Below are 24,661 nucleotides of genomic sequence, written 5' to 3' on the forward strand. Positions count from 1 at the left end.
TCCGTCCAAAGGGGAAAAACGTCACCTCGGAAAATCTTATTTAAAAGTGGATCGCACGGCCATAGGCATCAAGGACCGACTCATGCATCATTTCCGACAGGGTCGGGTGCGGGAACACCGTATGCATCAGTTCGGCCTCGGTCAGCTCCGAAGACTTGGCGATGCCGTAGCCCTGGATCAGCTCGGTCACTTCCGCGCCGATCATGTGGGCGCCCAGCATCTCGCCGGTCTTGGCGTCGAAGATGGTCTTGATCATGCCTTCCGGCTCGCCGAGCGCGATGGCCTTGCCGTTGCCGATGAAGGGGAAGCGGCCGACCTTGATCTCGTAGCCGGCTTCCCGAGCCTTCTTCTCCGTCAGGCCGACCGACGCGATCTGCGGGTGCGAGTAGGTGCAGCCCGGGATGTTGCGGACGTTCAGCGCATGCGGATGCTTGCCGGCAATGTGTTCGGCCACGATCACGCCTTCGTGGCTGGCCTTGTGGGCGAGCCAGGGGGCGCCGGTCACGTCGCCGATGGCGTACACGCCCGGCTCGTCGGTCTCGCACATGGCGTTGGTCTGGATGTGGCCGCGGTCGGTCTTGACCTTGGTGTTCTCCAGCCCCAGCCCCTCGGTGTTCGGGCTGATGCCGACGGCGACGATGACGCGGTCGACCGTGATGTCCTCGGTCTTGCCGCCGGCCTCGACGGCCACGGTCACGCTGTCGGCGGCCTTGCGCAGGTTGCCGGCCTTGCCGCCGGTGATGATGCGCATGCCCTGCTTTTCGAAGGCTTTACGGGCCATTGCGGAGATTTCCTCATCCTCCACCGGAAGGATGCGGTCCATCACCTCGACCACGGTGACCTTGGCGCCCAAAGCGTTGTAGAAGCTGGCGAATTCGATGCCGATGGCGCCGGAGCCGATGACCAGCAGCGACTTCGGCATGGAATCCGGGGTCATCGCCTTGCGATAGGTCCAGACCAGCTTGCCGTCATCCTCCAGCCCCGGCAGCGTGCGGGCGCGGGCCCCGGTGGCGATGATGATGTGCTTGGCGCCGAAGGTGCCGACCGGGGCCTCGCCCTTGGTGACCGCGACCTGACCCTTGCCGATCAGCTTGGCCGTGCCTTCGATCACCGCGACCTTGTTCTTCTTCAGCAGGTGCTTGACGCCGCTGTTCAATTGCCCGGCGACCTTGCGCGAGCGGGCGACGACCTTGTCCAGGTCGAAGGACGGGTTCTGGATCACCAGACCGTAGTCGGCGGCGTGCTTGGCGAGATGCAGCACCTCGGCCGAGCGCAGCAGCGCCTTGGTCGGGATGCAGCCCCAGTTCAGGCAGATGCCGCCCAGGTTCTCACGCTCGATGACCGCGGTGTGCAGGCCCAGCTGCGCGGCGCGGATCGCCGCCACGTAACCGCCCGGCCCGCCGCCGATGACGATGACGTCGTAATTCATGTCGGCCAAGGGTGTTCTCCCCATTCAGGAGCGAGGCGCATCCTCGGGGCCGGCGGCAAAGATGCCTTCCTCGACCCGGCCCGCCTCGTCGATGATCGTCTGGTACAGGGTGGCCATGAAGTCCGGATCCAGGCCGTAGGCCAGGCCCGCCTCGGCCGCCCGCCGCTTGACCGCTTCCACGCGGTCGGGCAGGACGGCCGGCAGGTTCTCCGCCATCTTCACCGCTGCAACGCGGTGGACGACGGACAGGCGCTTGCCCAGCAGGGCGACGATCTCGTCGTCGATGGCGTCGATCTCGGCGCGGAGCGGGGCAAGGCTTTTCGACATGGAACCGGATCCTCAAACCATCAGAGCAGCATCGAGAGCGGATCCTCGAGCAGCTTCTTCACTGCCGCAAGGAATTCCGCACCGACGGCGCCATCGGCCACGCGGTGGTCGAAGGTGCCGGTCAGGCTCATCACCGTGGCGATGGCCAGGGCGCCGTCCTTCACCACCGGACGCTGTTCGCTGGCGCCGACGGCCAGGATGCAGGCCTGCGGCGGGTTGATGATCGCCGCGAACTGCTTGATCCCCATCATGCCCAGGTTGGAGATGGAGATGGTGCCGCCCTGATACTCTTCCGGCTTCAGCGCGTTGTCGCGCGCCTTCTTGGCCAGAGCCTTCATCTCGTTGGAGATGTCGGCCAGCCCCTTGGTCTCCGCCTTCTTGACGATCGGGGTGATCAGCCCGGTCGGGGTGGCGACGGCGACCGAGATGTCGGCATGCTGGAACTGCAGCATCGCCTCGTCGGTCCAGGCGGCGTTCAGCGCCGGGACCTTCTTCAGCGCCAGCGCCACGGCGCGGATGATGAAGTCGTTCACCGACAGCTTGTAGGCGTCCGACCGGCCGTTCAGCTCGGCACGGACCTTCATCAGCGCATCGATCTCGACATCCACCGTCAGGTAATAGTCGGGGACCGTGCGCGTCACCTCGCTCAGGCGCTTGGCGATGGTCTTGCGCATGCCGCTGTTCGGCACGGCGGTGTAGGCCATGCCCAGCTTGTCGGCGAGCGCCTTCGCGTCCACGCCCTCGGCCTTCGCCGGGGCCGGAGCGGCGGCGGGAGCCGGCGCGGCGGTGGCCGGAGCAGCCGTCGAAGCCTGGGCCGGAGCAGCGGCGGCCTTGGCGGGGCCGGCGGCCTTGGCGGCTTCCACGTCGGCCTTGACGATGCGGCCGTGCGGGCCGCTGCCCTTGACGGTCTTCAGGTCCACGCCGGCCTGTTCGGCGATGCGGCGGGCCAGCGGGCTGGCGAACACGCGCTGGCCGGAAGCCGCCGGGGCCGGAGCGGCGGCGGGAGCCGCGGCAGGAGCCGGGGCCGGAGCCGCTGTGGCCGGGGCGGCCGCCGGAGCGGGAGCCGCAGCCGGTGCGGCGGCGGGAGCCGGGGCGGGAGACGAGCCGGCCGAGGCCAGCGCGCTCTCGTCCTCGCCCTCTTCCAGCAGGATGGCGATGGGGGTATTCACCGCCACGCCCTGGCTGCCGGCCGGGACCAGGATCTTGCCGATGCGGCCTTCATCGACCGCTTCGACTTCCATGGTGGCCTTGTCGGTCTCGATCTCGGCGAGCACGTCGCCGGACTTCACCGTGTCGCCTTCCTTCTTCAGCCACTTGGCGAGGTTGCCCTCGGTCATCGTGGGCGAGAGGGCGGGCATCAGAATCTGAACGGTCATCCTATCAGCCCTCCTCTCAGCGATAGCAGGCTTGCTTGGCGGCCATGACGATGTCGGCGACCTGCGGCAGCGCCAGCTTTTCCAGGTTGGCGGCGTAGGGCATCGGCACGTCCTTGCCGGCCACGCGGGCCACCGGCGCGTCGAGGTAGTCGAACGCCTGCTCCATCATCAGCGCGCACATTTCCGAACCGATGCCGGCGAAGGGCCAGCCCTCCTCGACGGAGACGAGGCGGTTGGTCTTCTTGACGCTGTTGACGATGGTGGCGGTGTCCAGCGGACGGATCGTGCGCAGGTTGATGACCTCCGCGTCGATGCCTTCCTTCGCCAGTTCCTCGGCGGCGGCCAGCGCATGGCCGACCATGATCGAGAAGGCGGTGATCGTCACGTCCTTGCCGGCGCGCTCGATCTTGGCCTTGCCGATCGGCAGGACGAATTCCTCGTCCTCCGGCACCTCGAAGCTCTGGCCGTAGAGAATCTCGTTCTCCAGGAAGACGACCGGGTTCGGATCGCGGATCGCCGCCTTCAGCAGGCCCTTGGCGTCGGCCGCCGACCAGGGCGAGACGACCTTCAGGCCCGGGCAGTGGGCGTACCACGAGGCATAGCACTGCGAGTGCTGGGCGGCGACGCGGGCGGCGGCGCCGTTCGGGCCGCGGAAGACGATCGGGCTGCCCATCTGGCCGCCGGACATGTACAGCGTCTTGGCGGCGGAGTTGATGATGTGGTCGATCGCCTGCATGGCGAAGTTGAAGGTCATGAACTCGACGATCGGCTTCAGCCCCTTGAAGGAGGCGCCGACGCCCAGACCGGCGAAGCCGATCTCGGTGATGGGCGTGTCGATGACGCGACGCTCGCCGAACTCCTGCAGCAGGCCCTGGGTCACCTTGTAGGCGCCCTGGTACTGCGCGACCTCCTCGCCCATGACGAAGACCTTGTCGTCGCGGCGCATTTCCTCGGCCATCGCGTCGCGCAGCGCCTCGCGGACCGTCTTCTTCACGGTCTTGGCGAAGAACTTGTCCTCGTCCGAATCCGGGACCGACGCCGGGGCGGCCGGCACGGTCGGAGCCGGGGCGGCCGCCGGAGCCTGCACCGCCGACGGGGCGGCCAGGGTCTCTTCGGAGGCCGGGACGGCGTTGGTCGGGCCGGGCGTTGCCGGAGCGTTGCCGCCCTTGGTCAGCGCGCTCTCGTCCTCGCCTTCTTCCAGCAGGATGGCGATGGGGGTGTTCACCGCGACGTTGTCGGTGCCTTCCGGCACCAGGATGCGGCCGACGCGGCCTTCATCGACCGCCTCGACTTCCATGGTGGCCTTGTCGGTCTCGATCTCGGCGAGCACGTCGCCGGACTTCACCGAATCGCCTTCCTTCTTCAGCCATTTCGCCAGCTTGCCCTCGGTCATGGTGGGCGACAGGGCCGGCATCAGCACTTCGATCGGCATTCCTCAACCTCCGGCGGCGCGGGGGAATCCGGTTGCCGCTCCCAATCCGGGGGCAACCCGTTCCGGCCGGCGCCGCTCCTGCTTTTCGTTGACGTCAGGACCAGACGGTGGATTCGACGATCAGGTCTCGACCAGGATGTCGGTCCACAGTTCCGACGGATCGGGCTCGGGGCTCTGCTGCGCGAACTCGGCCGATTCGATGACGATCGCCTTCACCTCGCGATCGATCTCCTTCAGCTTGTCCTCGTCGGCGTGGCCGCCGCCCAGCAGCTTGGCCTTCAGCTGGTCGATGGGATCGGACTCCGACCGCATCTTCTCGACCTCCTCCTTCGTCCGGTACTTGGCCGGATCGGACATGGAGTGGCCGCGGTAGCGGTAGGTCTTCATCTCCAGGATGACCGGGCCGTTGCCCTCGCGGATGTAGTTCACCCACTGGTCGGCGGCGGCCTTGACCTCGAGCACGTCCATCCCGTTGACCTGATAGCCGGGGATGCCGTAGGCGGCGCCGCGCTGGTGCAGTTCACCGGCCGAGGCGCGCTCCTGCGAGGTGCCCATGGCATACTTGTTGTTTTCGATGACGAACAGCACCGGCAGCTTCCACAGCGCCGCCATGTTGAAGCTCTCGTACACCTGGCCCTGGTTGATCGCGCCGTCGCCGCAATAGACCGCGGAGACGCCGCCGTCATTCAGGTACTTGTGAGCGAAGGCCAGGCCGGTGCCGAGCGGAACCTGGCCGCCGACGATGCCGTGGCCGCCGTAGAAGTTCTTCTCGCGGCTGAACATGTGCATCGAGCCGCCCTTGCCCTTGGAGTAGCCTCCGATGCGGCCGGTCAGCTCGGCCATCACGCCCTTGGCTTCCATGCCGCAGGCCAGCATGTGGCCGTGGTCGCGGTAGCTGGTGATGACGGTGTCGCCCTGCTTCAGCGCGGCCTGCACGCCGACCACGACGGCTTCCTGGCCGATGTAGAGATGGCAGAAGCCGCCGATCAGGCCCATGCCGTACAGCTGGCCCGCCTTCTCTTCGAAGCGGCGGATCAGCAGCATCTCGCGGTAGTAATGAAGAAGTTCTTCGGAAGAGACGGCTTGAGCGGGCGCGGTGTCGGTCTGCGCCTTGGTCGGACGGCGTCGGGACGCGGCCATGATTCCTCCCCAGGGTTCAAGCGGCATTGGGCCTTACAACAGCCCTTGCCGCCGCGCGTTGCGGGCGTGCGAAAGCCCGCACCGGAAGCGAATATGGCGCGCACACTACACGAGCTTTGAAGCTCGCGCAAATATCTGTTTTTGCAGCGCTATTTTCGATTAACCGGAATTCGGTTAATCTGCTGATTTCCCCTACTTCTGTGCCGCGCCCCCTTCAGGCTCGACCAGTTTCGGCAGCTTGACGATGACGTCGCGCGGGTTGGAGAAGTTCAGCATCAGCCGCGCCCGCTCCTCCAGCATGTCGGGATCGAGCCCGTCGCTGCGCAGAAGCTGGGCGCGCCTCTCCATCTCCTCCCGTTCGGTGCGGAGTTGGGTCAGGACCTCTTCGGCCTGGGCGATCTCCCCCTGGATCTGCTTCATCGCCACCAGCCCGCGATCGCCATGGATCGCGTAGTAGGCGAAGTAGGCGACCACACAGGCGCACAGCGCCGGCATGATTGCTTGGCGAATCGCGCTTTTGGCGGCGCGGGCGAGCGTGTCGGTGAAGTCGGCGAACATCGTCATGGTCCGAGGATGGAATCACAGCGGCTTTCCACCGGTCAAACGAAAAAGATGGAACAGGCAAGTCGCAAAAGTGTCGTGTTCTTTGCGCAACCCAGTAATGGGTACCTACCACGGCCACGCCACAAGTTTTCAGAACGTATCGTGAAAGTTTCCGTGCCTGCCGGTGGGGGAATGCGTGGGGGAATGCGTGGAGGATTCCGGCCGCCCGGCCGGTGCGCCCGGGGCCGTCGCTGCACGGCACCCACTCGACATAGTGCTAAGGACGAATGGAATGAAACCGGCGGTGGCGTGTTTGGACCGGCACGGCGTTGCCGGAGCCGCACCGGGCTAGCGAATGCGCTTTCGGTTGCCGGATTCCAGAGCGGCGCCGCCCAATGGCTGAGGAGATACACTCCATGCGCAGCAAGTTTCTGATCGCGGCCCTCCCCGCCCTGCTTCTGGGGCTGGCGGCCTGCGACGACCAGAACGCCCAGAACTCCAACGCGACGAACCAGAGCAGCCCGACCACGAGCAGCGGGTCCAGCAGCGGCTCCACCACGACCCCGCCGCCCTCCACCGGAGTTCCGGTTCAGGGCGGAACCTCCGGCAACTCGATGAACGAGAGGAGCGGCGCCACCACCACGGTGCCGGGCGGCTCCACGGCCGGCGGGTCGGCCGGCGGCGGCGCCAGCACCGGCGGCTCGTCCACCTCGTCGGGCACCCAGTAAAGTCGGGCCTTCGTCAAGCCCGCGGAACACCCCCTCTCCCATTCCGGGAGAGGGGCGTTTTCAACCGCCGTGCTTAAAACCGCCGTGTTTCCAACGGCCATGCTTCCAACGGCCATGTTTCCAATGGCCGGACCGGGTCACACATCCACCACCCGCCGCCCTTCCGCGGGCGCGCCGGTGCCGCCCGGTTCGAAGGCGATGCCCTTCACCAGCGCCACCACGGGCCGTCCGGGACTCAAATCCAGCTCCCGGACGGCCGCACGGGTAATGCGCGCGATCAGGAATGAACCGCCAACCGCCAGCCGCACGTCTGCGGAGGACGGTCCCGACTCGGCGACCTCCACCACGGTCGCCGCCAGCGCGTTGCGCACGCTCATGCCGGACGGCTGCTGCAGGGCGACGATGACGTCGCGGGCATGGATGTGCAGGCGCACCGGTGCGCCCGGCGCACGTTCCACCCGCGGGACGGTCAGATGCCCGCCGTCGAAGGCCAGCACGCTCAGCCCGTCGTCGGGAATGTGACGCTCCACCGTCAGGTCCAGCACCGCGCCGGCATCCTGCGCACCGGTCGACGCCGACAGGTCGAGCCGGCCCATCACCGTGCCCACCGGCCCTACGGCGCGCACCCTGCCCTCCCCGATCAGCACCATCGTGGTGGCGAGCCGCACCACCTCGTCCAGCGCGTGGCTGACCATGACGATGGGGATGTTCATCTCGTCGCGCAGCCGCTCGATATAGGGCATGATCTCCCCCTTGCGGGCGGCGTCGAGCGACGCCATCGGCTCGTCCATCAGCAGCAGGCGCGGCTGTGCCAGCAGGGCGCGGCCGAAGGCGACACGCTGCTTCTCCCCGCCCGACAGCCCGCGCGGACGGCGGTCCAGCAGATGGCCCAGCCCCAGCAGTTCCACCACCGGATCGAAGGCGATGCGCCGCTCCGCCGCCGGAACCCGGCGCAGGCCGAACTCCAGATTGCTGCGCACGGTCATGTGCGGGAACAGCCGCGCATCCTGGAAGACATAGCCGATGCGCCGCTTTTCCACCGGCACGTCGATGCGCCGCGCGCTGTCGAAGAAGACGGTGCCGCCGATGCGGATGTGTCCGGCATCGGGCCGCGTCAGACCGGCGATGGCGTTGATGACGGATGTCTTGCCGGAGCCGGAGCGGCCGAACAGGGCGGTCACCCCGCGCTCCTCGGCGGTGAAGGCGATGTCGAGCGTGAAGGCGCCGAGCGTCTGGCGGATCGAAAGGTCAAGCATGGTCGGTCACGTCTGCCCGATCAGCCGGCGGACGCGGTGCGCCAGGAATTCCGACAGCATCAGCGCGATCAGGGCGACACCGAAGGAGATGGCCGCCAGCCGCGCCGCCACCGCGTCGCCGCCCGGCTCCTGGGTCGCGGCATAGATCGCCAGCGGCAGGGTCTGCGTCTGGCCGGGGATGTTGGACACGAAGGTGATGACCGCCCCGAACTCGCCCATCGCCGCGGCGAAGGCGACGATGGCGCCGGACAGCAGGCCGGGAGCCATCAGCGGCAGCAGGATGGTGAAGAAGCGGTCGACCGGCCCGGCGCCCAGCGTGCGCGCCGCCGCCTCCAGCCCGCCGTCGATCGCCTCCACCGACAGGCGGATGGCGCGCACCATCAGCGGGAATGACGTCACGGCGACCGCCAGCGACGCGCCTTCCGCCGTGAAGATCAGCTTGATGCCGAAGGTCTGGTACAGCCAGCCGCCGACCACCCCCTTGGTTCCCATGGTCACCAGCAGGATATAGCCGGTGACCACCGGCGGCAGGACCAGCGGAAGATGGACCAGCCCATCGACCAGCGTCTTGCCTGGAAAGTTATAGCGCCCGAGAACCCAGGCGGCGAGCACGGCAGCAGGCAACCCCAATGCGATGGCGACGCCCGCGACACGCAGGCTCAGCAGCAACGCGGTGGTCTCCATCGGCGTCAGGATATCCATGCCGCGGAGCTTACGGTGCTTTGGGGGCCGGAACGAAGCCGAATTCCTTCCACACCGCCATGCCCTCCGGCGATTTCATGTAGTCGAGGAAGGCGGCGGCGGCGGAGCTTTTGGATGCCGCCACCAGCGCTGCCGGATAGGTGATGGGCGGATAACTGTCCGGCGGGAACACGGCCGCCACCTCCACCCCCGGATCGATGGCGGCATCGGTGCGATAGACGATGCCCATAGGCACCTCACCCCGGCTGACCAGCATCAGCGCCGCCCGCACGCTGTCTGCCCGCGCCAGCCTCGGCTCGACCGCCTGCCACTGGCCGAGAGACTCCAACGCCGCCTTGGCGTACTTCCCGACCGGAACGTTCGACGGGTCGCCGGTGGCGAGCCGCCCGTCGCCCAGCTGTTCCGCGAGCTTGCCGCCCTTGGACAGATCCGGCTTCAGCGCCGTCCCCTTCGGCACCACCACAACCAGTTCGTTCCCCAGCAGGTTCGTCCGGCTGCCGGTCTTGATCAGATCGCGCTTCTGCAAATAATCCATCCAGTCGAGATCGGCCGAGATGAAGATGTCGGCCGGCGCATCGTTCTCGATCTGCTTGGCGAGGGCGGAGGATGCGGCGAAGGACGAGGTGACCGAAAGGCCGGACTTCGCCTTGAACTGGGCCGCAAGCTTGTCCACCGCATTCTTGGTGGAGGCGGCGGCCAGGACCAGCACATCCTGCGCCATCGCCGCCGGGGCCGCGAGGGTGAGGCCGAAGCCCAGAACCGCCGCCGAAACCGCCTGCCTGACCCTGCTCCGCCCCAGGATCGAACGCATATCAACCATCGCCACCTCCTGCCGTGCTTGACGCTCAAGCTATATCCAAATGAATACAACGCTTCGCGGTTGCGGTAAAGGGCAAACGGCCGGGTTCGCGCTGCCGGTTCCGTGCCGGGGGGCCTTTCGCGGCCGCCATTTCCGGACTGCAAAGGGGGTTTCACATCATGTCATGACTTGCCGCGCCGCGCCGTGATAGGAAGTGCGGCGACTCGGACCCGGTCCCAGCCCCCCATCTGCTTCAGGAACCTCCCATGCGCGCCGTGAAGATTTCCCCCTCTATTCTCTCCGCCGACTTCGCCCGGCTGGGCGAGGAGGTCCGCGCGGTCGACGCCGCCGGCGCCGACTACATCCACATCGACGTGATGGACGGGCATTTCGTCCCGAACCTCACCATCGGGCCGGGCGTGGTGAAGGCGCTGCGGCCGCATTCGGCCAAAGTCTTCGACGTCCATCTGATGATCTCGCCGGTGGACCTGTTCGTTCCGGAATTCGCCAAGGCCGGCGCCGACATCATCACCGTCCATCCCGAAGCCGGGCCGCACCTGCACCGGACGATCCAGCTGATCAAGTCGCTGGGCAAGAAGGCCGGCGTGTCGCTGAACCCGGCGACGCCGGTGGACGCCATCCAGCATGTGCTTGAGGACATCGACCTCGTCCTGGTGATGACGGTCAACCCCGGCTTCGGCGGTCAGAGCTTCATCAAGAGCCAGCTGCCGAAGATCCGCGACCTGCGCGCCCGCATCGACGCGCTGGGCAAGCAGATCGACCTTGAGGTCGACGGCGGCATCAACCCGGAGACCGCCCGTCTTGCGATCGAGGCCGGCGCCGACGTTCTGGTCGCCGGCACCGCCACCTTCACCGGCGGACCGGAGCAGTACGCCGCCAACATCCGCGCGCTGCGCTGATACGCCCCAACCGGCAGCGGCCAAACGACAGCGGCCCCGCAGCGCCTCCTCCTCGAAGGCGTTGCGGGGCCGCTTCGCTTCAGGCCGGATCGGTCACGCCGGCCGGCCGGTCCAATCAGCGCCGCTCAAATCAGCGGGTGGGCGGAGTGTAGGGCGCACCGCCGTCCATACCGCGGGTGCTCATGTTGCCGTCGGTCTGGGAACCGGATCGCGAATAGCTGGACCCGGTGCTGTCATAGCCATAGGTCCCGGTGCTGGAACCAGAGTATCCGCCGGAGCGCATCTGCTCCATCCGCTGCTGCTCGGCAAGCTGGCGCTCGCCGATTCCCTCGCCCAGCACCACGACCTTGCCGCCCTGCGGCGTGTCGGTCACCGGCAGGCCGCGGGCCGGCGCGGTCATCGGCGGCGTGCCGGCCGTCGAGCCCATGGTATAGCTGGAACCGGCCTGCGGCGTCGTCGCGGAACCGGCCACCTGGGCCATCGCGCCGGTCGACAGCAGAACGGCACCCACAGCGGTGAAAACGAAAGTCTTGTTCATATCGGTTCTCCCAAGCAATCGTCCGTGGCGGCACCGAAGTGCGGCGCCTGAAACGTGATGCGGAGAACATCGCGGACACCCGAAAGGTTCCCGAATGGATGTAGGCATCCGAAACCGTCCTACCCGAAAAGATCGCACAGCGCAGAGAACCATTCGCCGATTTACCCGTTATTGGGCATGGGAAGACGGTCCCGCAACGGAAGGGAAATCACCATGGGCATTCTCTGGACGATCATCATCGGCTTTCTCGCCGGCATCGTCGCCAAGTTCCTGATGCCGGGTCGCGATCCGGGTGGCTTCATCATCACCACGCTGCTGGGCATCGCCGGCGCCTTCGTGGCGACATATCTGGGCGCCGCCGTCGGCTGGTACCGGCCGGGTGAAGGCGCGGGCTTCATCGGCGCCATCGTCGGCGCGGTCATCATCCTGGCCATCTACCGCATGATCGCCGGCCGCCGGCACACTGTGTGACGAACACGGCTTGCGAGGCGGCTTGGCTGAAAAGCCGGCCTACGGAAAAAGGGGCCAACGCACCGGCGGAGGTCCCTTTTTTCATGAGGTTGGCCGGACGGGACCGGTCAAGCCAGCGCCACCGGCTGCGGCATGAAGATGGCGCGGGAGATGGCGGCCTGGATGCCGGCGTTGGTGAAGGGCTTGCGCACGATCTGCCCGAGATGGCGGGCGTCCAACGCGCGGATGTCGTCGTCGAAGGCGGTGACGAAGATGGTGCGCAGGTCGCGCACGCGCTTCAGCCGGCGGGCGATCTCGATCCCGCTGCCGCCATCCGCCAGCCTTACGTCCAGCAGAGCCAGCGTCGGCTTTTCCGACTTCAGAAGGGCCAGCGCTTCCGTCTCGTTGCCGGCGGTGCCGCAGACGACATGGCCCATGTCTTCCACCAGCTCGCCCAACTCCATCGCCAGCAGGGCGTTGTCCTCGACCACCATCACCCGCTGCACCATCGCGGCGCGCACGCGGGCGCGGGCGGCCTTCAGCCGGTCGATGGAGTCCCCCGCCGTCAGCTGCAGCACCTTCGCCGCCTGCCGGATGCTCAGCCCTTCCAGCGCGGTCAGCAGATACAGGCGGCGGTCTGCCTCAGGCAGTTCGGCCAGGGCGCGCTCGATGGGATGGGGCGACGGCAGCGGCCGGCCGGGCGGGCCGAACTCCTCCGGAGAACGGTCGAACAGCAGGTTCAGCAGCGCATACATCGACAGCCGCGTCCCTTCGCCGCCGCGGTCGAGTCCGAAGCGGGACGGCGCCATCACCGCCGCCTCGACGCAACGGGTCACCAGCGCGTCGCCACGGTCGGTGGCGCCCGTCAGTGCCCGCGCATAGCGGCGCAGGATCGGCACCACTTCGAAAAGTTCACATTCGTAAACCAGCATACCCGTGACTCCGCTCCCCTCCGGGAGTTGACGCTCTGGGATTCAACCTCTCCGATCGTTCACCGGGCAAATCTGCCGGCCTGTGGAGATCATTATTCAACTTTGCGGAATCTTAGCATGCCATCCCGAGCGGTCGAATGGGAAATGGGGGTGTGGAACGCCAACGAAGGACCACAGCCCGTCGGTCACCTCCAACGTCGGCCACTGCCGAAGGGCCGGAACCGAACGAAGAACTCCGGCTGTCCGAAAGGCGGTCCGCTCACTTTGCCCGTTCGCGCAATTGGCGCGAGCGCCACTGCCAAGGCTTCTCCACCTGCCCGGCCCACAGCCCCATCCGCTTGCTCTGGGCATAGGCCTCGCTCTTCTGGTAGGCGGGCGACAGGCTGGCATACTGGAAAGCCCAGCCGCGCGACACCATCGCCGCCCCCAGATCGACTCCGCGCACCCGGCATTCGCCCTTCTTCTCACCGGTGCGATCCTGTTCGGTGATCGTGCAGGTCACCTCCTCACCCTTCACCATGTTGGCGAGGACGGCGGTGGCGACCTTGAAGCAGTCGAGTTCATGTCCGTAGCGGTTCTTGCACTTCTGTCCCGGATCCGGCGCGTCGATGCCCATCAGCCGCACGGCCGTGCCGTTGACGGTCAGCAGATCCCCCTCCACCGCCATGGCGGCGCCCTTGATGGTCTGGTCCGGCGTGTTCGCGATAGGGCCGCGCCCCTTGGCGGCCTGATTGGTCTGCGCCGCGGCGGGACCGCAGAAGACCAGACTGCCGAGAACCAGACAGCCGAGCGCGGCCGGTGCGAGTTTCCTCCCCCTCATCGGCTCAGAACAGGCTGGGCTGTTTATCGTCGGGCTTCGCCTTGGCCGGCTTCCCCGTGGCGGGCTTTTCCGTATCGGCCGCCGCCACTTCCGGCGGATCCAGGCAGGAGCAATCGTCGTTGCGCACGCTGTTCACCCGCGGCCCCACCGGAACCACGTCCAGCCAGTCGTCGGGCGCCGAGCGGATCAGCCCTTCCACCACCGGCAGCGGGGTCGCCGGGTCGAGCCATGCGTCCCAGTCGGCGGGATCGAGCACCACCGGCATGCGGTCGTGCAGGAAGGACAGGGTGGCGTTGGTCGCCGTCGTCACCACCGTCGCGGTTTCCAGCGGCGGGTCCAGCGGTGCGGCGCCCTTCGGTCCGCGCCAGCGCTCCCACAGCCCGGCCAGCGCGAACAGGCCGCGGTCGCGGCGGCGGATGACGTGCCCCTGCTTGCGCGGCTTCGCCCCCTCCTCCACGCTGGTCCATTCATAGAACCCGTCGAGCGGGATCAGGCAGCGGCGCTTGCGGAAGGCGTCGCGGAAGGCCGGCTTGTCCGCCACCGATTCGCCGCGCGCGTTGATCATCCGCCCGCCGATGGACGGATCGTCGGCCCAGGGCGGCACCAGCCCCCAACGGACCATCGCCAGATGGCGGCCGTCCTCATCGCGCCGGATCACGGGGATGTCCTGCGTCGGGGCGATGTTCCAGCGCGGCATCAGGTTCGGCCGTTCGGGCACGCCGAACAGGCGCTGGACCTCGCTGACCGGGGTGGTGAGTAGCATGCGTCCACACATGCCCCTGAATATGGTCCCTGCGGCTTGCAGGCGCCAGTCCGCAATGGTGCGCGCCGCCTGGCGTCACCAGGGGTTTCCCTGACGCTTCAGCCGGCCTATCTTCGCGGAGCACAACAATCGCATCGAACCGGAAGTCGGGAGTTCACCCATGAAGTTCGGCATCGGACAGGCGGTTCCGCGCACCGAGGACGCCCGGCTGCTGACCGGCGGCGGCCGCTACACCGACGACGTGTCCCTTTCCGGCCAGGCCTATGCGGCCTTCGTCCGCTCCCCCCATGCCTTTGCGGCGATCGGCTCGGTCGACGCCTCGGACGCGCTGGCGCAGCCGGGTGTGCTGGCGGTCTACACCGTCGCCGATCTGGACGCCGAGAATATCGGCATGATCCCCTGCCAGGCGGTGCTGAAGCAGCGGGACGGATCGAATTATGTCCGCACCCCGCGTCCGGCGCTGGCCCGCGGCGTCGTCCGCCATGTCGGCGATCCGGTCGCCATGGTGGTGGCGGAGACGCTGGAGGCCGCGCGCGAGGCGGCCGAACTGGTGATGGTCGATTACGAGGATCGCGACTCCGTCACCGGAACGCTGGAGGCGCTGGAGCCCGGCCGTCCGCAGGTCTGGGACGCGGCGCCGAACAACCTCTGCTTCGACTGGGACACCGGCGACGAGGCGGCGGTGGAGGCGGCGCTGGCCGGCGCCCACCGCGTGGTGGAACTGGAACTGATCAACAACCGCGTCGTCGCCAACCCGATGGAAGGCCGCGCCTGCGTCGCCGGTGTCGAATCCGGCGCCGACGGCGGGCCCGGCCGCCTGCTGATCTACGTCACCAGCCAGGGCGTCCACGCCCTGCAGAAGCAGTTCGCCAAGATCCTGAACGAGCCGGATGAGCGCATCCGCGTGCTGACCACCGATGTCGGCGGCGGCTTCGGCATGAAGCTGTTCAACTACCCGGAATATGTCGCCTGCCTGTTCGCCGCCCGCCGGCTGAACCGCGCGGTGAAATGGGCCGCCGACCGGATCGAGGGCTTCATCAGCGACGACCATGGCCGCGACCATGTCAGCAAGGCGCGCCTCGCGCTCGACGCCGACGGCCGCTTCCTGGGGCTGCGGGTGGACACCGTCGCCAATCTCGGCGCCTATCTGTCCAACTACGGTCCCTTCATCCCGACCGACGCCGGATCGGCGATGCTGGTCGGCTCCTACCGCACTCCGGCGGTCTATGTGCGGGTGAAGGGCGTCTTCACCAACACCCAGCCTGTGGACGCCTATCGCGGCGCCGGACGGCCGGAAGCCGCCTATCTGCTGGAACGGCTGATCGACCATGCCGGCCGCGTCACCGGCCTCGGCCCGGCGGAGATCCGGCGGCGCAACTTCATCCCGCCCGGCGCCATGCCCTATGCCACGCCGATGGGGCAGGTCTACGACACCGGCGACTTCGCGCAGAATCTGGAGGACGGGCTGATCCTCGCCGACATGGCCTGCCTGCCCGCCCGCAAGGCGGAGGCCAAGGCGCGCGGCAGGCTGCGCGGCGCCGGCCTGTCCACCTATATCGAGGCCTGTTCGGGCGGCGGGCCGGAGCAGGCGACCGTCCAGGTCAACGGCGACGGCAAGGTGGTTCTGCTGATCGGCACCCAGACCAACGGCCAGGGCCACGAGACCGCCTACAAGCAGATCCTCGCCGACCGGCTGGGCGTGCCGCCGGAGGATGTCGAGGTGGTCCAGGGCGACACCGACTGCGTCACCTGGGGCGCCGGCACCGGCGGCTCCCGCTCCGTGCCGGTCGGCGGCTCGGCGCTGGCGGAGGGGGCGGCCAAGGTGGTGAAGGCGGCCACGGCGGTCGCCGCCGACCTGCTGGAAACCGCCGAGGTCGATGTCGAGTTCGTCGACGGCCGCTTCGCCGTCGTCGGCACCGACCGCGCGGTGTCGCTGAAGGAGGTGGCGGCCAAGGCGGCGGAGGGCGGCGCCGGCGGCATCGCCTTCTCCGAGATGGCGCGCTGGACCCCGCCGGCCAGCACCTTCCCCAATGGCTGCCACGTCGCGGAGGTGGAGATCGACCCCGCCACCGGCGTGATCGAGGTGGTGCGCTACAGCGTCGTCGACGATTTCGGCACGGTCATCAACCCGATGCTTGTGATCGGCCAGATCCACGGCGGCGTCGCGCAGGGGCTGGGACAGGCGTTGCAGGAGCGGGTGGTGTTCGATCCCGACAGCGGGCAGCTGCTGTCCGGGTCCTTCATGGACTACCAGATGCCGCGGGCGGTCGACATGCCGCCGATCGAGGTGAAGCTGAACAGCGTTCCCAGCACCACCAACATGCTGGGCATGAAGGGTGCCGGCGAGGCCGGGGCCATCGGCGCGCCGCCGGCGATCATCAATGCGGTGGTCGACGCGCTGTCCGATCTCGGCATCACCCACATCGACATGCCGGCGACGCCGGAAGCCGTGTGGGCGGCGATCCGCGCCGCCGAGACCCGCATGGCCGCGGAATAGGCGGTCACCACCGTCTTGCCGCGGTCATAAGGGAAAGTCCTAGTCGGAAGGTGCGGCACTTGCCGCACCTCAGTCTGATGGAATCCATGGCATTGTTCCTTACCTGAAAGTGGTGTTCTCTGGTCTGGCGGGGGTAGGACGATGGCGTTTGGCGAAGGCGGTTGCGGCGGGCAATGCGCGGACAGGCTCGATCTGGATTTCACGATGGCGTTCCAGCCCATCGTCGATGTCGCCGCCGGGTCTGTCTGGGCACATGAGGCATTGGTTCGCGGCACCGCCGGCCAGGGTGCCGGCTGGGTTCTCGGGCAGGTGACCGATGCCACCCGCTATGCCTTCGACCAGTCCTGCCGCATCAAGGCGATCGAGCTGGCCTCGACCCTGCCGATGAACGGCGCCCGGCTGTCGATCAACTTCCTGCCGAACGCCGTCTACAAGGCGGAGGCCTGCATCCGCGCGACTCTGGCCGCCGCGCGCCGCACCGGCTTCCCCACCGACCGCATCATCTTCGAGGTGACGGAGAACGAGCGGGTGGTGGACCACGACCACCTGAAGAGCATCTTCAACGAATACAAGCGCCAGGGCTTCCTGACCGCCATCGACGATTTCGGCTCCGGCTATTCCGGCCTGAACCTGCTGGCGGAATTCCAGCCGGACATCATCAAGCTGGACATGGAGCTGACCCGCAGCATCGACACCGAGCGGGCGCGGCGCAGCATCGTCAAGGCGATCCTCGCGGTGTGCGAGGATCTCGCCATCACCCCCATCGCCGAAGGCATCGAGACGGCGGACGAAGCGAAGGCCCTGCGCGATCTCGGCGTCACGCTGATGCAGGGCTACCTGTTCGCCAAGCCGGCCTTCGAGGCGGTGGTGACGGAACCGAATTTGGCGATGCTGGCGCCCTGATCAGGACCGCACCGGCGCCGTCATGTAGCTCATCCCGCCGCCGTAGCTCTCCAGCTTGGCGGCCAATGCCGGTCCGCCGTCCCGGTAGGGCGTGAAGCCGACCCGGTCCCAATAGCTCCGCGCGCCCGGCGTCGAGGTCAGGGCGAGCCACCGCCATCCCTCGCGCGCCGCCAGCCCATGGGCGTAGTCCAGCACCGCCGCGCCCAGCCCCGTGCCGCGGGCTTCCGGCAGCAGCGCGATGTCGTGCAGGTAGAGACAATCCGGATCCGGCGGCAGCGCCCCCAGCGGCGCGTCGAGCGGCGGCGGAAAGCCCAGCTTGCCGGGATGCATGACGCCGTAGCCGATGACCTCGCCGCGGCATTCCGCCACGCGGCAGCCGTCCGGGTAGAGCGCGAGCCTCTCCTCGAACACGCTGCGGTCTTCCGGGTAGTCCGGATGCACGATGTCCGCAATGGCAAGCAGCCGGTCCAGATCGGCCGCGGTCATAGCACGCCATAGGGCCGATGCGTCCGCACCGACCACACGCCCACCCTCCGACCGCTCATCCATCGTCATCCGCCTTCTCCGTTCCACACCCGTTCAAGAGCTTCCGGCCCGCTGGCGGGCGCGGTATGCTGGTCATTCATACCAAAGGGAGTTCACCCCATGCCCGATGCCGCTGTGGCGAGCCTGCTGCCGACGGTCCGCACCATCGCCCATGAGGCTGGTCAGGTCATCCTGCGCTTTTACAACGACGGCATCGACGTCGCCACCAAGGTCGACGGCAGCCCTGTCACGCAGGCCGATCAGGCGGCGGAGGCGGTGATCATCCCGGCCCTGCACCATCTTCTGCCCGGCGTGCCTGTGGTCGCGGAGGAAGCGGTGTCGGCCGGCCACCGGCCCGACATCTCCGGCGGCCGGTTCTGGCTGGTCGATCCGCTCGACGGCACCAAGGAGTTCATTTCCCGCAACGGCGAGTTCACGGTGAACATTGCCCTGATCGAGCATGGCGTGCCGGTGCTCGGCGTGGTCTATGCTCCGGCCACCGGCGACATGTACACGGCGGCCGGTCCCGGCACCGCGGTGCACTGCGCCGAGGGGCGGCACGACCATGCGATCGTCGTCCGCAACCCGCCGCCCGACGGGCTGACCGTCGTCGCCAGCCGCTCGCATGGCAGCGGCTCGGTCCTCGAGGATTTCCTCGGCCGGTTCACCGTCAAGGACCGGGTATCCTGCGGCAGCTCGCTGAAGTTCTGCACGGTGGCCAGCGGCAAGGCCGACCTCTACCCGCGCTTCGGCCCGACCAGCGAGTGGGACACCGCCGCCGGCCATGCCGTGCTGATCGGCGCCGGCGGCCGGGTGGAGCAGCCGGACGGCTCGCCGCTCGTCTACGGCAAGGACGACATCCTCAACCCGAACTTCGTCGCTTACGGCTGGAAATGACATCTTCCGTTACCTGCCTGGGCGAAGCGGCGACCGCGGTTCTGACCACCGCGGCGCCGCTGGAGAAAGTGCGCCTCACCCGTGACTACGCCGCCGCCTGGCGCGACGGCCTGCTGTCCACCGACGTGCCGGTCCCGCCGCCCGACCGCCCTGCCCGCCCCGACCGGCCCGAATTGAAGCTGCCGCGCGACATGCCCAAGCGCGGGCGCGGCGGCAGCGCGCAGAACCGCATCGCCCTGCTGCACGCGCTGGCGCATATCGAACTGAACGCCATCGACCTCGCCTGGGACATCGTCGCCCGATTCGCCCCTCTCGGCCTGCCCAAGGGCTTCACCGACGATTGGGTCCAGGTGGCCGACGACGAGGCGCGGCACTTCCAGATGCTGGAGACGCGGCTGAACGCGCTCGGCTCCTCCTACGGCGACCTGCCGGCCCATGACGGGCTGTGGCAGGCGGCGACCGAGACCGCCCACGACCTTGCCGCCCGGCTGGCCGTGGTGCCGATGGTGCTGGAGGCGCGCGGGCTGGACGTCACGCCCGAAACCGTGCGCCGCCTGCGCGACTTCGGCGATGCGGAGAGCGCCGACCTGCTGCAGACCATCCATGACGAGGAGATCAGCCACGTCGCCGCCGGCCGCCGCTGGTTCGTCCATCTCTGCGCCGAGCGGGGAGCGGAGCCGGTGGCCCTTTGGCAGGAACTGGTCGGACGCCATTTCCGCGGCGGGCTGAAGCGCCCCTTCAATGTCGGCAGCCGGAAACTCGCCGGCTTCGGCCCGGAATATTACGAGCCGATCACGCCGGAAATTGACCGGAAGCCGGAAACCCGGTAAGGCGCTGCACATCATGGCCGTATACACCGAAGTTACCGACGAGGATCTCAGCACCTTCGCCGCCCAGTACGATCTGGGCGCGGTGCTGTCGTGCAAGGGCATCGCGGAGGGGGTGGAGAATTCCAACTTCCTGCTGGTGACCGAAAGCGGCCCCTACATCCTGACGCTCTACGAAAAGCGCACGCGGAAGGAGGATTTGCCCTTCTTCCTGGGCCTGATGGAGCATCTGGCGGAAAAGGGCATCGCCTGTCCGCTGCCGGTGCCGGCGCGCGACGGCGTGGCGTTGCGCGAGCTGTGCGGCCGACCGGCGGTGATCGTCACCTTCCTGGCCGGCATGTGGCCGCGCCGGATCATGCCGCAGCATTGCGCCCAGCTTGGCGAGGCTCTCGCCCGCCTGCATCTGGCGGTCGGCGATTTCCGCATGGAACGGCCGAACGCGCTGGCCCTGCCCGGCTGGAAGGACCTGTTCGCCAAGTCGGCCGAGCGTGCCGACGAGGTGGCCCCCGGCCTGCGGGCGACGCTGGAGGCCGAACTGGCGGCGCTGGAGGCCGACTGGCCGGCCGGCCTGCCGGCCGGCGTCATCCATGCCGACCTGTTCCCGGACAATGTCTTCTTCCGCGGCGACAGCCTGTCCGGGCTGATCGACTTCTATTTCGCCTGCAACGACTTCTTCGCCTACGACGTGGCGATCTGCATCAACGCCTGGTGCTTCGAGATCGACGGCTCGTTCAACGCCACCAAGGCGCGGCTGCTGCTGTCCAACTACCGCAAGGTCCGGCCGTTGTCGCGGGCGGAGCTGGACGCCCTGCCCTGGCTGTGCCGCGGCAGCGCGGTGCGCTTCCTGCTGACCCGTCTCTATGACTGGCTGAACCATCCGCCGGGCGCCTTCGTGCGGCCGAAGGATCCGCTGGAATATCTGCGCAAGCTGCGCTTCCACCAGACCGTCCGCGGCCTGGGCGACTATTTCCTCGACGACTCGGAAGCGGGCGGGAACTGAGCGGATGACGGACGACGCCACCCAGACCGAATCCCGTGGGAAAACGGTCGACATCTTCACCGACGGCGCCTGCAGCGGCAACCCCGGTCCCGGCGGCTGGGGCGCCATCCTGCGCTATGGCGAGGTGGAGAAGGAGCTGTACGGCGGCGAGCCGGCGACCACCAACAACCGCATGGAGCTGATGGCCGCCATCATGGCGCTTGAGGCCTTGAAGAAGCCGGTGACCGTCCGCCTCTTCACCGACAGCGAGTATGTGAAGAACGGCATCACCAAGTGGATCCATGGCTGGAAGGCCAAGGGCTGGATGACCGCCGACCGCAAGCCGGTGAAGAACGTCGACCTGTGGCAGCGCCTGGAGGAGGCGAAAAGGCAGCACCAGATCGAATTCCACTGGGTCCGCGGCCATGCCGGTCACCCGGAGAACGAACGCGCCGACGAACTGGCCCGTCGCGGCGTGGCCGACGTGCGGACACGGACGTAACGGAAACCCTCTCCCGGGGCGGGAGAGGGAGAACCTCCGATCAAACCTTCTCCAGCACCGCTTCGGCCGAAGACACCTCGAACTTGCCGGGGGCCTCGACGGCGACATGCGTGACCTTGCCGTCTTCAGCCACCAGGGCGAAGCGCTGCCCGCGGGTGCCCAGTCCGTAGCCCGAGCCGTCCATGGTCAGGCCGAGAGCCGTGGTGAAGGTGGCGTTGCCGTCCGGCAGCATCTTCACCTTGTCGCCGACGCCGCCCTTTTCGCCCCAGGCGCGCATCACGAACGGGTCGTTGACCGCGAGGCAGATGATGCTGTCGACGCCCTTGGCCTTCAGCGCGTCGGCCTGCTGGACGAAGCCCGGCAGATGCTTGGCCGAGCAGGTCGGGGTGAAGGCGCCGGGGACGGAGAACAGGACGACCTTCTTGCCCTTGAACAGCTCGTCCGTCGTCACTTCCTGCATGCCGTTGTCGGTCAGCCACTTCAGCGTGACGGACGGAATGGTATCGCCAACCTGGATGCTCATCGTCTCTAACCCTTCCCGTTTTTCCGGGCCTTTCCCGTTTTTGGGTTTGGCCCTTTGGGGCGGGCCGGACCCTCTTGGCGGGGTCCGGCCCTGCATCCCTTCTATCCCCCGCGGCGAATGGCCGCAAGGCACGGTTCGCGCTCCAGGCGGGTGGCGTCAGGCCTTTTTCACGAACTCCGATTTCAGGTTCATGGCGCCGATGCCGTCGATCTTGCAGGCGATGTTGTGTCCATCCGCGCCATCCACCAGGCGGATGTTCTTCACCTTGGTCCCGCCCTTCACCACCAGGGACGATCCCTTGACCTTCAGATCCTTGATGACGGTCACGCTGTCGCCGTCGGTCAACGGGTTGCCGTTTGCGTCCCGCACGCCCTGCCCGGCCTCGGCGTCCGCAACGGCCGCGTCCGTGTCGGGGTTCCACTCGTGACCGCAATCGGGGCAGTTCCACAGGCTGCCGTCATGGTAGGCGTTTTCGGAGCCGCACTGCGGGCAATTGATCTGATCGTCCATCTTCGTCCTCATGGGCGCGGGAGAATCTCCCGGGGGCGCCCTGTTAGCGCAGAATAGCCGCAACGGCCATAGGCCTTTTCCGGGTGCCCGGTATCAGGCGCCCTTGCCCGGCTCCCCGCCGGCCGCCCGGTTCAGCGCGTCCAGCACCGCGCCGTCGCTCAACAGTTCCGGCAGGGCGATGCCGTCCGGTGCGCCGGGACCGTAGACGAGGTTGAAGGGAATGCCGTAGCGGCCATGGTCGGCCAGGAACTTGGCGATTGCAGCGTCAGGCCGGGTCCAGTCGGCCCGCATCGCCACCAGGGACGGATGCTCCATCCGCTCGGCGACCTCGCCGCGGTCCAGAACCAGCTTCTTGTTGGCCTGGCAGGTGATGCACCAATCCGCCGTGACGTCGACGAAGACGGTGCGGCCGGCCGCCACATGGTCGCGGATCGCGGATTCCGCGAAGGATACCCAGCGGGTCTCGGCGCCGCCGGCCACCGGCGCGGCGCCTGCGGAGGGGCCGACCGCCGCAGGCATGGCGAAGGCGGCGACCGCCAGCACGCCGGCGAGCGCCGGTCCGGCGATCCGCGCCGCACCTCTGGCGCTGCGCCCGATCCACAGCGCCAGCACCAGCCCCGCCATCAGCAGCCCGACCGTGGCGGCGGCGACCTCGCCGATCTGCACGGTCAGCACCGACAGCAGCCAGACCGCCGTCAGCATCAACGCGAAGCCCAGAACCGTCTTCAGCGTCGCCATCCAGCGCCCCGGCCGCGGCAGCCAGCCGGCCACCCGCGGCCATGCCGCCACCGCCAGATAGGGCAAGGCCAGCCCGACGCCCAGCGCCGCGAAGATGGCATAGACCTCCACCGGCCCCTTGGACAGCGCGAAGCCGACCGCCGTGCCCAGGAATGGCGCCGAGCACGGGGTTGCCAGCAGGGTGGCGAACATGCCGGTGGCGAAGGGGCCGGCCAACCCCTCCCCGCCCAGCCGGTCGGCCAGGACGCGCGGCAGCGGCACCTCGAACAATCCCCATAGATTGGCCGAGAACAGGGTGACCAGCACGACCATGAAGACCAGGAACAGCGGCTGCTGGAACTGGATGCCCCAGCCGACCGCCCCGCCCGCCGCCTTCACGCCGACCAGAACCGACGCCATTAGCAGGAAGGATGTCAGGATGCCGGCGGCACTCGCCAGGAATCCGGCGCGCACCGCGGCCGGGGTCCGTCCGCCATGCTTGACCACCGACATCAGCTTCAGCGACAGCACCGGCAGCACGCAGGGCATCAGGTTCAGGATCAACCCGCCGAGCAGCGCCACGCCCAGCATCGCCGCCATTCCCGCACCGGCGGGAACCGACAGGACGCCGCCGGCGGATGCCGTCGCCGGCGCTTCCACCGCCTTCTCGCCGTCGACCAGCGTCAGGGTCATCGCGCGGCCGGCGAGATCCAGGCCCGGCTGCGGGTCCGTCACCGTCAGGGTCAGGCGGACATGGCGGTCATTGTCCGAAAAGACGGTCTTGGGCGCGGAGAAGCTCAGCGGCGGCTCGGTCTCGACGAACAGGTCCGGGGTGACGAAGCCGTCGGCGGCGGTCGCCTCCACCTCCAGCGTCCCGCCGCTCGCGCGCACCGCATCGATGCGCAGCAACCCGGTCGGCTCCCGCGGCACCAGCGCCTGGGCACGGGCCACGTCGTTCGCGGCGTCGCTCGGATCCGCCGGTCCGGCCGGCAGGGCAAGGGCGAGGTTCAGCGTCTGCGGCACGCAGATTTCCGAACAGACCAGCAGCTCCGCCGTCAGCGCCAGATCGACCGGCTTGCCGGGCTCGACGGGCTTGCCCTGGATCGGGAACAGAACCGCGTTGTCATAGCCGGCCGTCTCGAATCCCAGGACGGAGAAGCGGTGCGGGGCGGGATAGGACAGCGTCGCCTCTGCCAGATTCTCTGACCCGCTCCAGTCCAGCCGCGGGGCGAATCCCGCATCGCCGGGGGAGCGCCAGTAGGTCTTCCATCCCGGCTCCAGCTGCAATTCCAGACCCAGGGGCAGCGCCGTCAGGTCACCGGTGCCGCGCACGGCGGAGACGAGACGCGCCTCGACCTGCCCGGCCTTGATCCAGGACCCGACGCCGTCCTGCGCGGCAGCGGGAAAGGCGCCGCCCGCCAGAACGGCAAGCAGCAGAAGGAGGGAGGCATATCTTTTCATCGCGCGCACTGTTCTCTTCCCGGGTAGGGGCGCAACCGCGTCCCCGACGCCCTATATGATAGCTCATATACAGGTGACAAAGTTCGACCGGTGCTGTCACACTCCGGTGAAAGCGTCGCCAGAGCGCCAACCACAACCGACCGTACGGACGGAGGCGGTTCACCG

26 protein-coding genes are annotated in these 24,661 nt (G+C 68.0%); 9 read left to right on the forward strand and 17 right to left on the reverse strand.

All coding sequences use genetic code 11. The features are described 5' to 3' along the window. Positions 1–40: 40 nt before the first annotated feature. The 6 genes from lpdA to DM194_RS04725 form a co-directional block, all read right to left on the reverse strand. The gene (gene lpdA / locus DM194_RS04700) at positions 41–1,438 is read right to left on the reverse strand and encodes a dihydrolipoyl dehydrogenase (RefSeq protein ID WP_111066155.1); all 1,398 of its coding nucleotides are present in this window, start codon (positions 1,436–1,438) and stop codon (positions 41–43) included. 15 nt (positions 1,439–1,453) lie between these two features. Next, on the reverse strand, positions 1,454–1,756 hold the full coding sequence (locus DM194_RS04705) for a chorismate mutase (protein ID WP_111066156.1): 303 nt from the start codon (positions 1,754–1,756) through the stop codon (positions 1,454–1,456). Between the two features lie 20 nt (positions 1,757–1,776). Beyond that, positions 1,777–3,132 carry a pyruvate dehydrogenase complex dihydrolipoamide acetyltransferase gene (locus tag DM194_RS04710; protein WP_111066157.1) on the reverse strand — a complete coding sequence of 452 codons (1,356 nt, stop codon included), beginning with the start codon at positions 3,130–3,132 and terminating at the stop codon, positions 1,777–1,779. A 16-nt stretch (positions 3,133–3,148) separates the two neighbouring features. After that, positions 3,149–4,564 (reverse strand): pyruvate dehydrogenase complex E1 component subunit beta, encoded by a 1,416-nt coding sequence (locus DM194_RS04715; RefSeq protein ID WP_111066158.1) that lies wholly within the window; start codon positions 4,562–4,564, stop codon positions 3,149–3,151. A 120-nt stretch (positions 4,565–4,684) separates the two neighbouring features. Then, positions 4,685–5,704 (reverse strand): pyruvate dehydrogenase (acetyl-transferring) E1 component subunit alpha, encoded by a 1,020-nt coding sequence (gene pdhA / locus DM194_RS04720; RefSeq protein WP_111066159.1) that lies wholly within the window; start codon positions 5,702–5,704, stop codon positions 4,685–4,687. A 192-nt stretch (positions 5,705–5,896) separates the two neighbouring features. After that, positions 5,897–6,268, reverse strand: coding sequence for an FtsB family cell division protein (locus DM194_RS04725; RefSeq protein ID WP_176581368.1), 372 nt, complete (start codon positions 6,266–6,268; stop codon positions 5,897–5,899). A gap of 395 nt (positions 6,269–6,663) precedes the next feature. On the opposite strand from DM194_RS04725, the gene DM194_RS28005 reads away from it, so the two are divergent. Beyond that, entirely contained in the window at positions 6,664–6,975 is a 312-nt protein-coding gene (locus DM194_RS28005; RefSeq protein WP_162629962.1) for a hypothetical protein, read from the forward strand. A 137-nt stretch (positions 6,976–7,112) separates the two neighbouring features. Here the strand turns inward: DM194_RS28005 and modC are convergent, their stop codons facing one another. The 3 genes from modC to modA are packed head-to-tail and all read right to left on the reverse strand — an operon-like array spanning position 7,113 to position 9,753. Next, positions 7,113–8,231 (reverse strand): molybdenum ABC transporter ATP-binding protein, encoded by a 1,119-nt coding sequence (gene modC, locus DM194_RS04735; RefSeq protein WP_111066160.1) that lies wholly within the window; start codon positions 8,229–8,231, stop codon positions 7,113–7,115. Between the two features lie 6 nt (positions 8,232–8,237). Next, the gene (gene modB, locus DM194_RS04740) at positions 8,238–8,933 is read right to left on the reverse strand and encodes a molybdate ABC transporter permease subunit (RefSeq protein ID WP_111066161.1); all 696 of its coding nucleotides are present in this window, start codon (positions 8,931–8,933) and stop codon (positions 8,238–8,240) included. Positions 8,934–8,943: 10 nt separating this feature from the next. Continuing rightward, a complete protein-coding gene (gene modA / locus DM194_RS04745) occupies positions 8,944–9,753 on the reverse strand; it encodes a molybdate ABC transporter substrate-binding protein (protein WP_111066162.1) in 810 nt (269 codons plus the stop codon). Between the two features lie 245 nt (positions 9,754–9,998). On the opposite strand from modA, the gene rpe reads away from it, so the two are divergent. After that, positions 9,999–10,652, forward strand: a complete 654-nt coding sequence (gene rpe / locus DM194_RS04750; RefSeq protein ID WP_111066163.1) for a ribulose-phosphate 3-epimerase — start codon at positions 9,999–10,001, stop codon at positions 10,650–10,652. A gap of 130 nt (positions 10,653–10,782) precedes the next feature. Here the strand turns inward: rpe and DM194_RS04755 are convergent, their stop codons facing one another. Beyond that, positions 10,783–11,190 (reverse strand): hypothetical protein, encoded by a 408-nt coding sequence (locus DM194_RS04755; protein ID WP_111066164.1) that lies wholly within the window; start codon positions 11,188–11,190, stop codon positions 10,783–10,785. A gap of 213 nt (positions 11,191–11,403) precedes the next feature. Here DM194_RS04755 and DM194_RS04760 point away from each other — a divergent pair, with 213 nt between their 5' ends. Next, a complete protein-coding gene (locus tag DM194_RS04760; protein WP_111066165.1) occupies positions 11,404–11,661 on the forward strand; it encodes a GlsB/YeaQ/YmgE family stress response membrane protein in 258 nt (85 codons plus the stop codon). A 107-nt stretch (positions 11,662–11,768) separates the two neighbouring features. Here the strand turns inward: DM194_RS04760 and DM194_RS04765 are convergent, their stop codons facing one another. The 3 genes from DM194_RS04765 to DM194_RS04775 all read right to left on the reverse strand — a co-directional run bounded on the left by DM194_RS04765 (position 11,769) and on the right by DM194_RS04775 (position 14,155). Continuing rightward, entirely contained in the window at positions 11,769–12,572 is an 804-nt protein-coding gene (locus tag DM194_RS04765) for a PhyR family response regulator anti-anti-sigma factor (RefSeq protein WP_111066166.1), read from the reverse strand. Between the two features lie 259 nt (positions 12,573–12,831). Continuing rightward, positions 12,832–13,392: a thermonuclease family protein gene (locus tag DM194_RS04770; RefSeq protein WP_246024291.1), complete on the reverse strand. Its 561-nt coding sequence runs from the start codon at positions 13,390–13,392 to the stop codon at positions 12,832–12,834. 4 nt (positions 13,393–13,396) lie between these two features. Next, positions 13,397–14,155 carry an SOS response-associated peptidase gene (locus DM194_RS04775; RefSeq protein ID WP_111066168.1) on the reverse strand — a complete coding sequence of 253 codons (759 nt, stop codon included), beginning with the start codon at positions 14,153–14,155 and terminating at the stop codon, positions 13,397–13,399. Between the two features lie 160 nt (positions 14,156–14,315). Here DM194_RS04775 and DM194_RS04780 point away from each other — a divergent pair, with 160 nt between their 5' ends. Both DM194_RS04780 and DM194_RS04785 read left to right on the forward strand, forming a co-directional pair. Further along, positions 14,316–16,652: a xanthine dehydrogenase family protein molybdopterin-binding subunit gene (locus DM194_RS04780; RefSeq protein WP_111066169.1), complete on the forward strand. Its 2,337-nt coding sequence runs from the start codon at positions 14,316–14,318 to the stop codon at positions 16,650–16,652. Between the two features lie 204 nt (positions 16,653–16,856). Continuing rightward, positions 16,857–17,555, forward strand: a complete 699-nt coding sequence (locus tag DM194_RS04785) for an EAL domain-containing protein (RefSeq protein ID WP_211110607.1) — start codon at positions 16,857–16,859, stop codon at positions 17,553–17,555. Here the strand turns inward: DM194_RS04785 and DM194_RS04790 are convergent, their stop codons facing one another. Continuing rightward, positions 17,556–18,041 (reverse strand): GNAT family N-acetyltransferase, encoded by a 486-nt coding sequence (locus tag DM194_RS04790; protein WP_246024292.1) that lies wholly within the window; start codon positions 18,039–18,041, stop codon positions 17,556–17,558. It lies immediately after the preceding gene. A 159-nt stretch (positions 18,042–18,200) separates the two neighbouring features. Here DM194_RS04790 and cysQ point away from each other — a divergent pair, with 159 nt between their 5' ends. From cysQ to rnhA, 4 genes are read left to right on the forward strand one after another with little or no spacing between them, the layout of a single operon-like run. Beyond that, complete coding sequence (cysQ, locus tag DM194_RS04795) at positions 18,201–18,977, forward strand: 3'(2'),5'-bisphosphate nucleotidase CysQ (RefSeq protein ID WP_111066172.1); 777 nt, start codon at positions 18,201–18,203, stop codon at positions 18,975–18,977. Next, positions 18,974–19,807, forward strand: coding sequence for a ferritin-like domain-containing protein (locus tag DM194_RS04800; protein WP_111066173.1), 834 nt, complete (start codon positions 18,974–18,976; stop codon positions 19,805–19,807). Before cysQ ends, DM194_RS04800 begins: the two co-directional genes overlap by 4 nt. Positions 19,808–19,820: 13 nt before the next feature. Next, positions 19,821–20,804, forward strand: a complete 984-nt coding sequence (locus DM194_RS04805) for a homoserine kinase (RefSeq protein ID WP_111066174.1) — start codon at positions 19,821–19,823, stop codon at positions 20,802–20,804. A 4-nt stretch (positions 20,805–20,808) separates the two neighbouring features. Then, on the forward strand, positions 20,809–21,285 hold the full coding sequence (rnhA, locus tag DM194_RS04810) for a ribonuclease HI (RefSeq protein WP_111066175.1): 477 nt from the start codon (positions 20,809–20,811) through the stop codon (positions 21,283–21,285). Positions 21,286–21,325: 40 nt separating this feature from the next. Here the strand turns inward: rnhA and DM194_RS04815 are convergent, their stop codons facing one another. The 3 genes from DM194_RS04815 to DM194_RS04825 form a co-directional block, all read right to left on the reverse strand. Then, positions 21,326–21,808, reverse strand: a complete 483-nt coding sequence (locus DM194_RS04815; RefSeq protein ID WP_111066176.1) for a peroxiredoxin — start codon at positions 21,806–21,808, stop codon at positions 21,326–21,328. Between the two features lie 156 nt (positions 21,809–21,964). Further along, on the reverse strand, positions 21,965–22,318 hold the full coding sequence (locus tag DM194_RS04820; protein ID WP_111066177.1) for a zinc ribbon domain-containing protein YjdM: 354 nt from the start codon (positions 22,316–22,318) through the stop codon (positions 21,965–21,967). A gap of 93 nt (positions 22,319–22,411) precedes the next feature. Then, positions 22,412–24,496, reverse strand: coding sequence for a protein-disulfide reductase DsbD family protein (locus tag DM194_RS04825; protein WP_111066178.1), 2,085 nt, complete (start codon positions 24,494–24,496; stop codon positions 22,412–22,414). Positions 24,497–24,661 lie beyond the last annotated feature (165 nt).

It is taken from the genome of Azospirillum ramasamyi, assembly GCF_003233655.1.
GTDB classification, from domain to species: Bacteria; Pseudomonadota; Alphaproteobacteria; order Azospirillales; family Azospirillaceae; genus Azospirillum; species Azospirillum ramasamyi.

Coding starts and splice junctions, on each gene's coding strand:
- DM194_RS04705 (WP_111066156.1), bottom strand. CDS start 1,756: ATGTCGAAAAGCCTTGCCCCGCTCCGCGCCGAGATCGACGCCATCGAC.
- DM194_RS04710 (WP_111066157.1), bottom strand. CDS start 3,132: ATGACCGTTCAGATTCTGATGCCCGCCCTCTCGCCCACGATGACCGAG.
- DM194_RS04715 (WP_111066158.1), bottom strand. CDS start 4,564: ATGCCGATCGAAGTGCTGATGCCGGCCCTGTCGCCCACCATGACCGAG.
- pdhA (WP_111066159.1), bottom strand. CDS start 5,704: ATGGCCGCGTCCCGACGCCGTCCGACCAAGGCGCAGACCGACACCGCG.
- DM194_RS04725 (WP_176581368.1), bottom strand. CDS start 6,268: ATGACGATGTTCGCCGACTTCACCGACACGCTCGCCCGCGCCGCCAAA.
- DM194_RS28005 (WP_162629962.1), top strand. CDS start 6,664: ATGCGCAGCAAGTTTCTGATCGCGGCCCTCCCCGCCCTGCTTCTGGGG.
- modC (WP_111066160.1), bottom strand. CDS start 8,231: ATGCTTGACCTTTCGATCCGCCAGACGCTCGGCGCCTTCACGCTCGAC.
- modB (WP_111066161.1), bottom strand. CDS start 8,933: ATGGATATCCTGACGCCGATGGAGACCACCGCGTTGCTGCTGAGCCTG.
- modA (WP_111066162.1), bottom strand. CDS start 9,753: ATGGTTGATATGCGTTCGATCCTGGGGCGGAGCAGGGTCAGGCAGGCG.
- rpe (WP_111066163.1), top strand. CDS start 9,999: ATGCGCGCCGTGAAGATTTCCCCCTCTATTCTCTCCGCCGACTTCGCC.
- DM194_RS04755 (WP_111066164.1), bottom strand. CDS start 11,190: ATGAACAAGACTTTCGTTTTCACCGCTGTGGGTGCCGTTCTGCTGTCG.
- DM194_RS04760 (WP_111066165.1), top strand. CDS start 11,404: ATGGGCATTCTCTGGACGATCATCATCGGCTTTCTCGCCGGCATCGTC.
- DM194_RS04765 (WP_111066166.1), bottom strand. CDS start 12,572: ATGCTGGTTTACGAATGTGAACTTTTCGAAGTGGTGCCGATCCTGCGC.
- DM194_RS04770 (WP_246024291.1), bottom strand. CDS start 13,392: ATGAGGGGGAGGAAACTCGCACCGGCCGCGCTCGGCTGTCTGGTTCTC.
- DM194_RS04775 (WP_111066168.1), bottom strand. CDS start 14,155: ATGCTACTCACCACCCCGGTCAGCGAGGTCCAGCGCCTGTTCGGCGTG.
- DM194_RS04780 (WP_111066169.1), top strand. CDS start 14,316: ATGAAGTTCGGCATCGGACAGGCGGTTCCGCGCACCGAGGACGCCCGG.
- DM194_RS04785 (WP_211110607.1), top strand. CDS start 16,857: ATGGCGTTCCAGCCCATCGTCGATGTCGCCGCCGGGTCTGTCTGGGCA.
- DM194_RS04790 (WP_246024292.1), bottom strand. CDS start 18,041: ATGACCGCGGCCGATCTGGACCGGCTGCTTGCCATTGCGGACATCGTG.
- cysQ (WP_111066172.1), top strand. CDS start 18,201: ATGCCCGATGCCGCTGTGGCGAGCCTGCTGCCGACGGTCCGCACCATC.
- DM194_RS04800 (WP_111066173.1), top strand. CDS start 18,974: ATGACATCTTCCGTTACCTGCCTGGGCGAAGCGGCGACCGCGGTTCTG.
- DM194_RS04805 (WP_111066174.1), top strand. CDS start 19,821: ATGGCCGTATACACCGAAGTTACCGACGAGGATCTCAGCACCTTCGCC.
- rnhA (WP_111066175.1), top strand. CDS start 20,809: ATGACGGACGACGCCACCCAGACCGAATCCCGTGGGAAAACGGTCGAC.
- DM194_RS04815 (WP_111066176.1), bottom strand. CDS start 21,808: ATGAGCATCCAGGTTGGCGATACCATTCCGTCCGTCACGCTGAAGTGG.
- DM194_RS04820 (WP_111066177.1), bottom strand. CDS start 22,318: ATGGACGATCAGATCAATTGCCCGCAGTGCGGCTCCGAAAACGCCTAC.
- DM194_RS04825 (WP_111066178.1), bottom strand. CDS start 24,496: ATGAAAAGATATGCCTCCCTCCTTCTGCTGCTTGCCGTTCTGGCGGGC.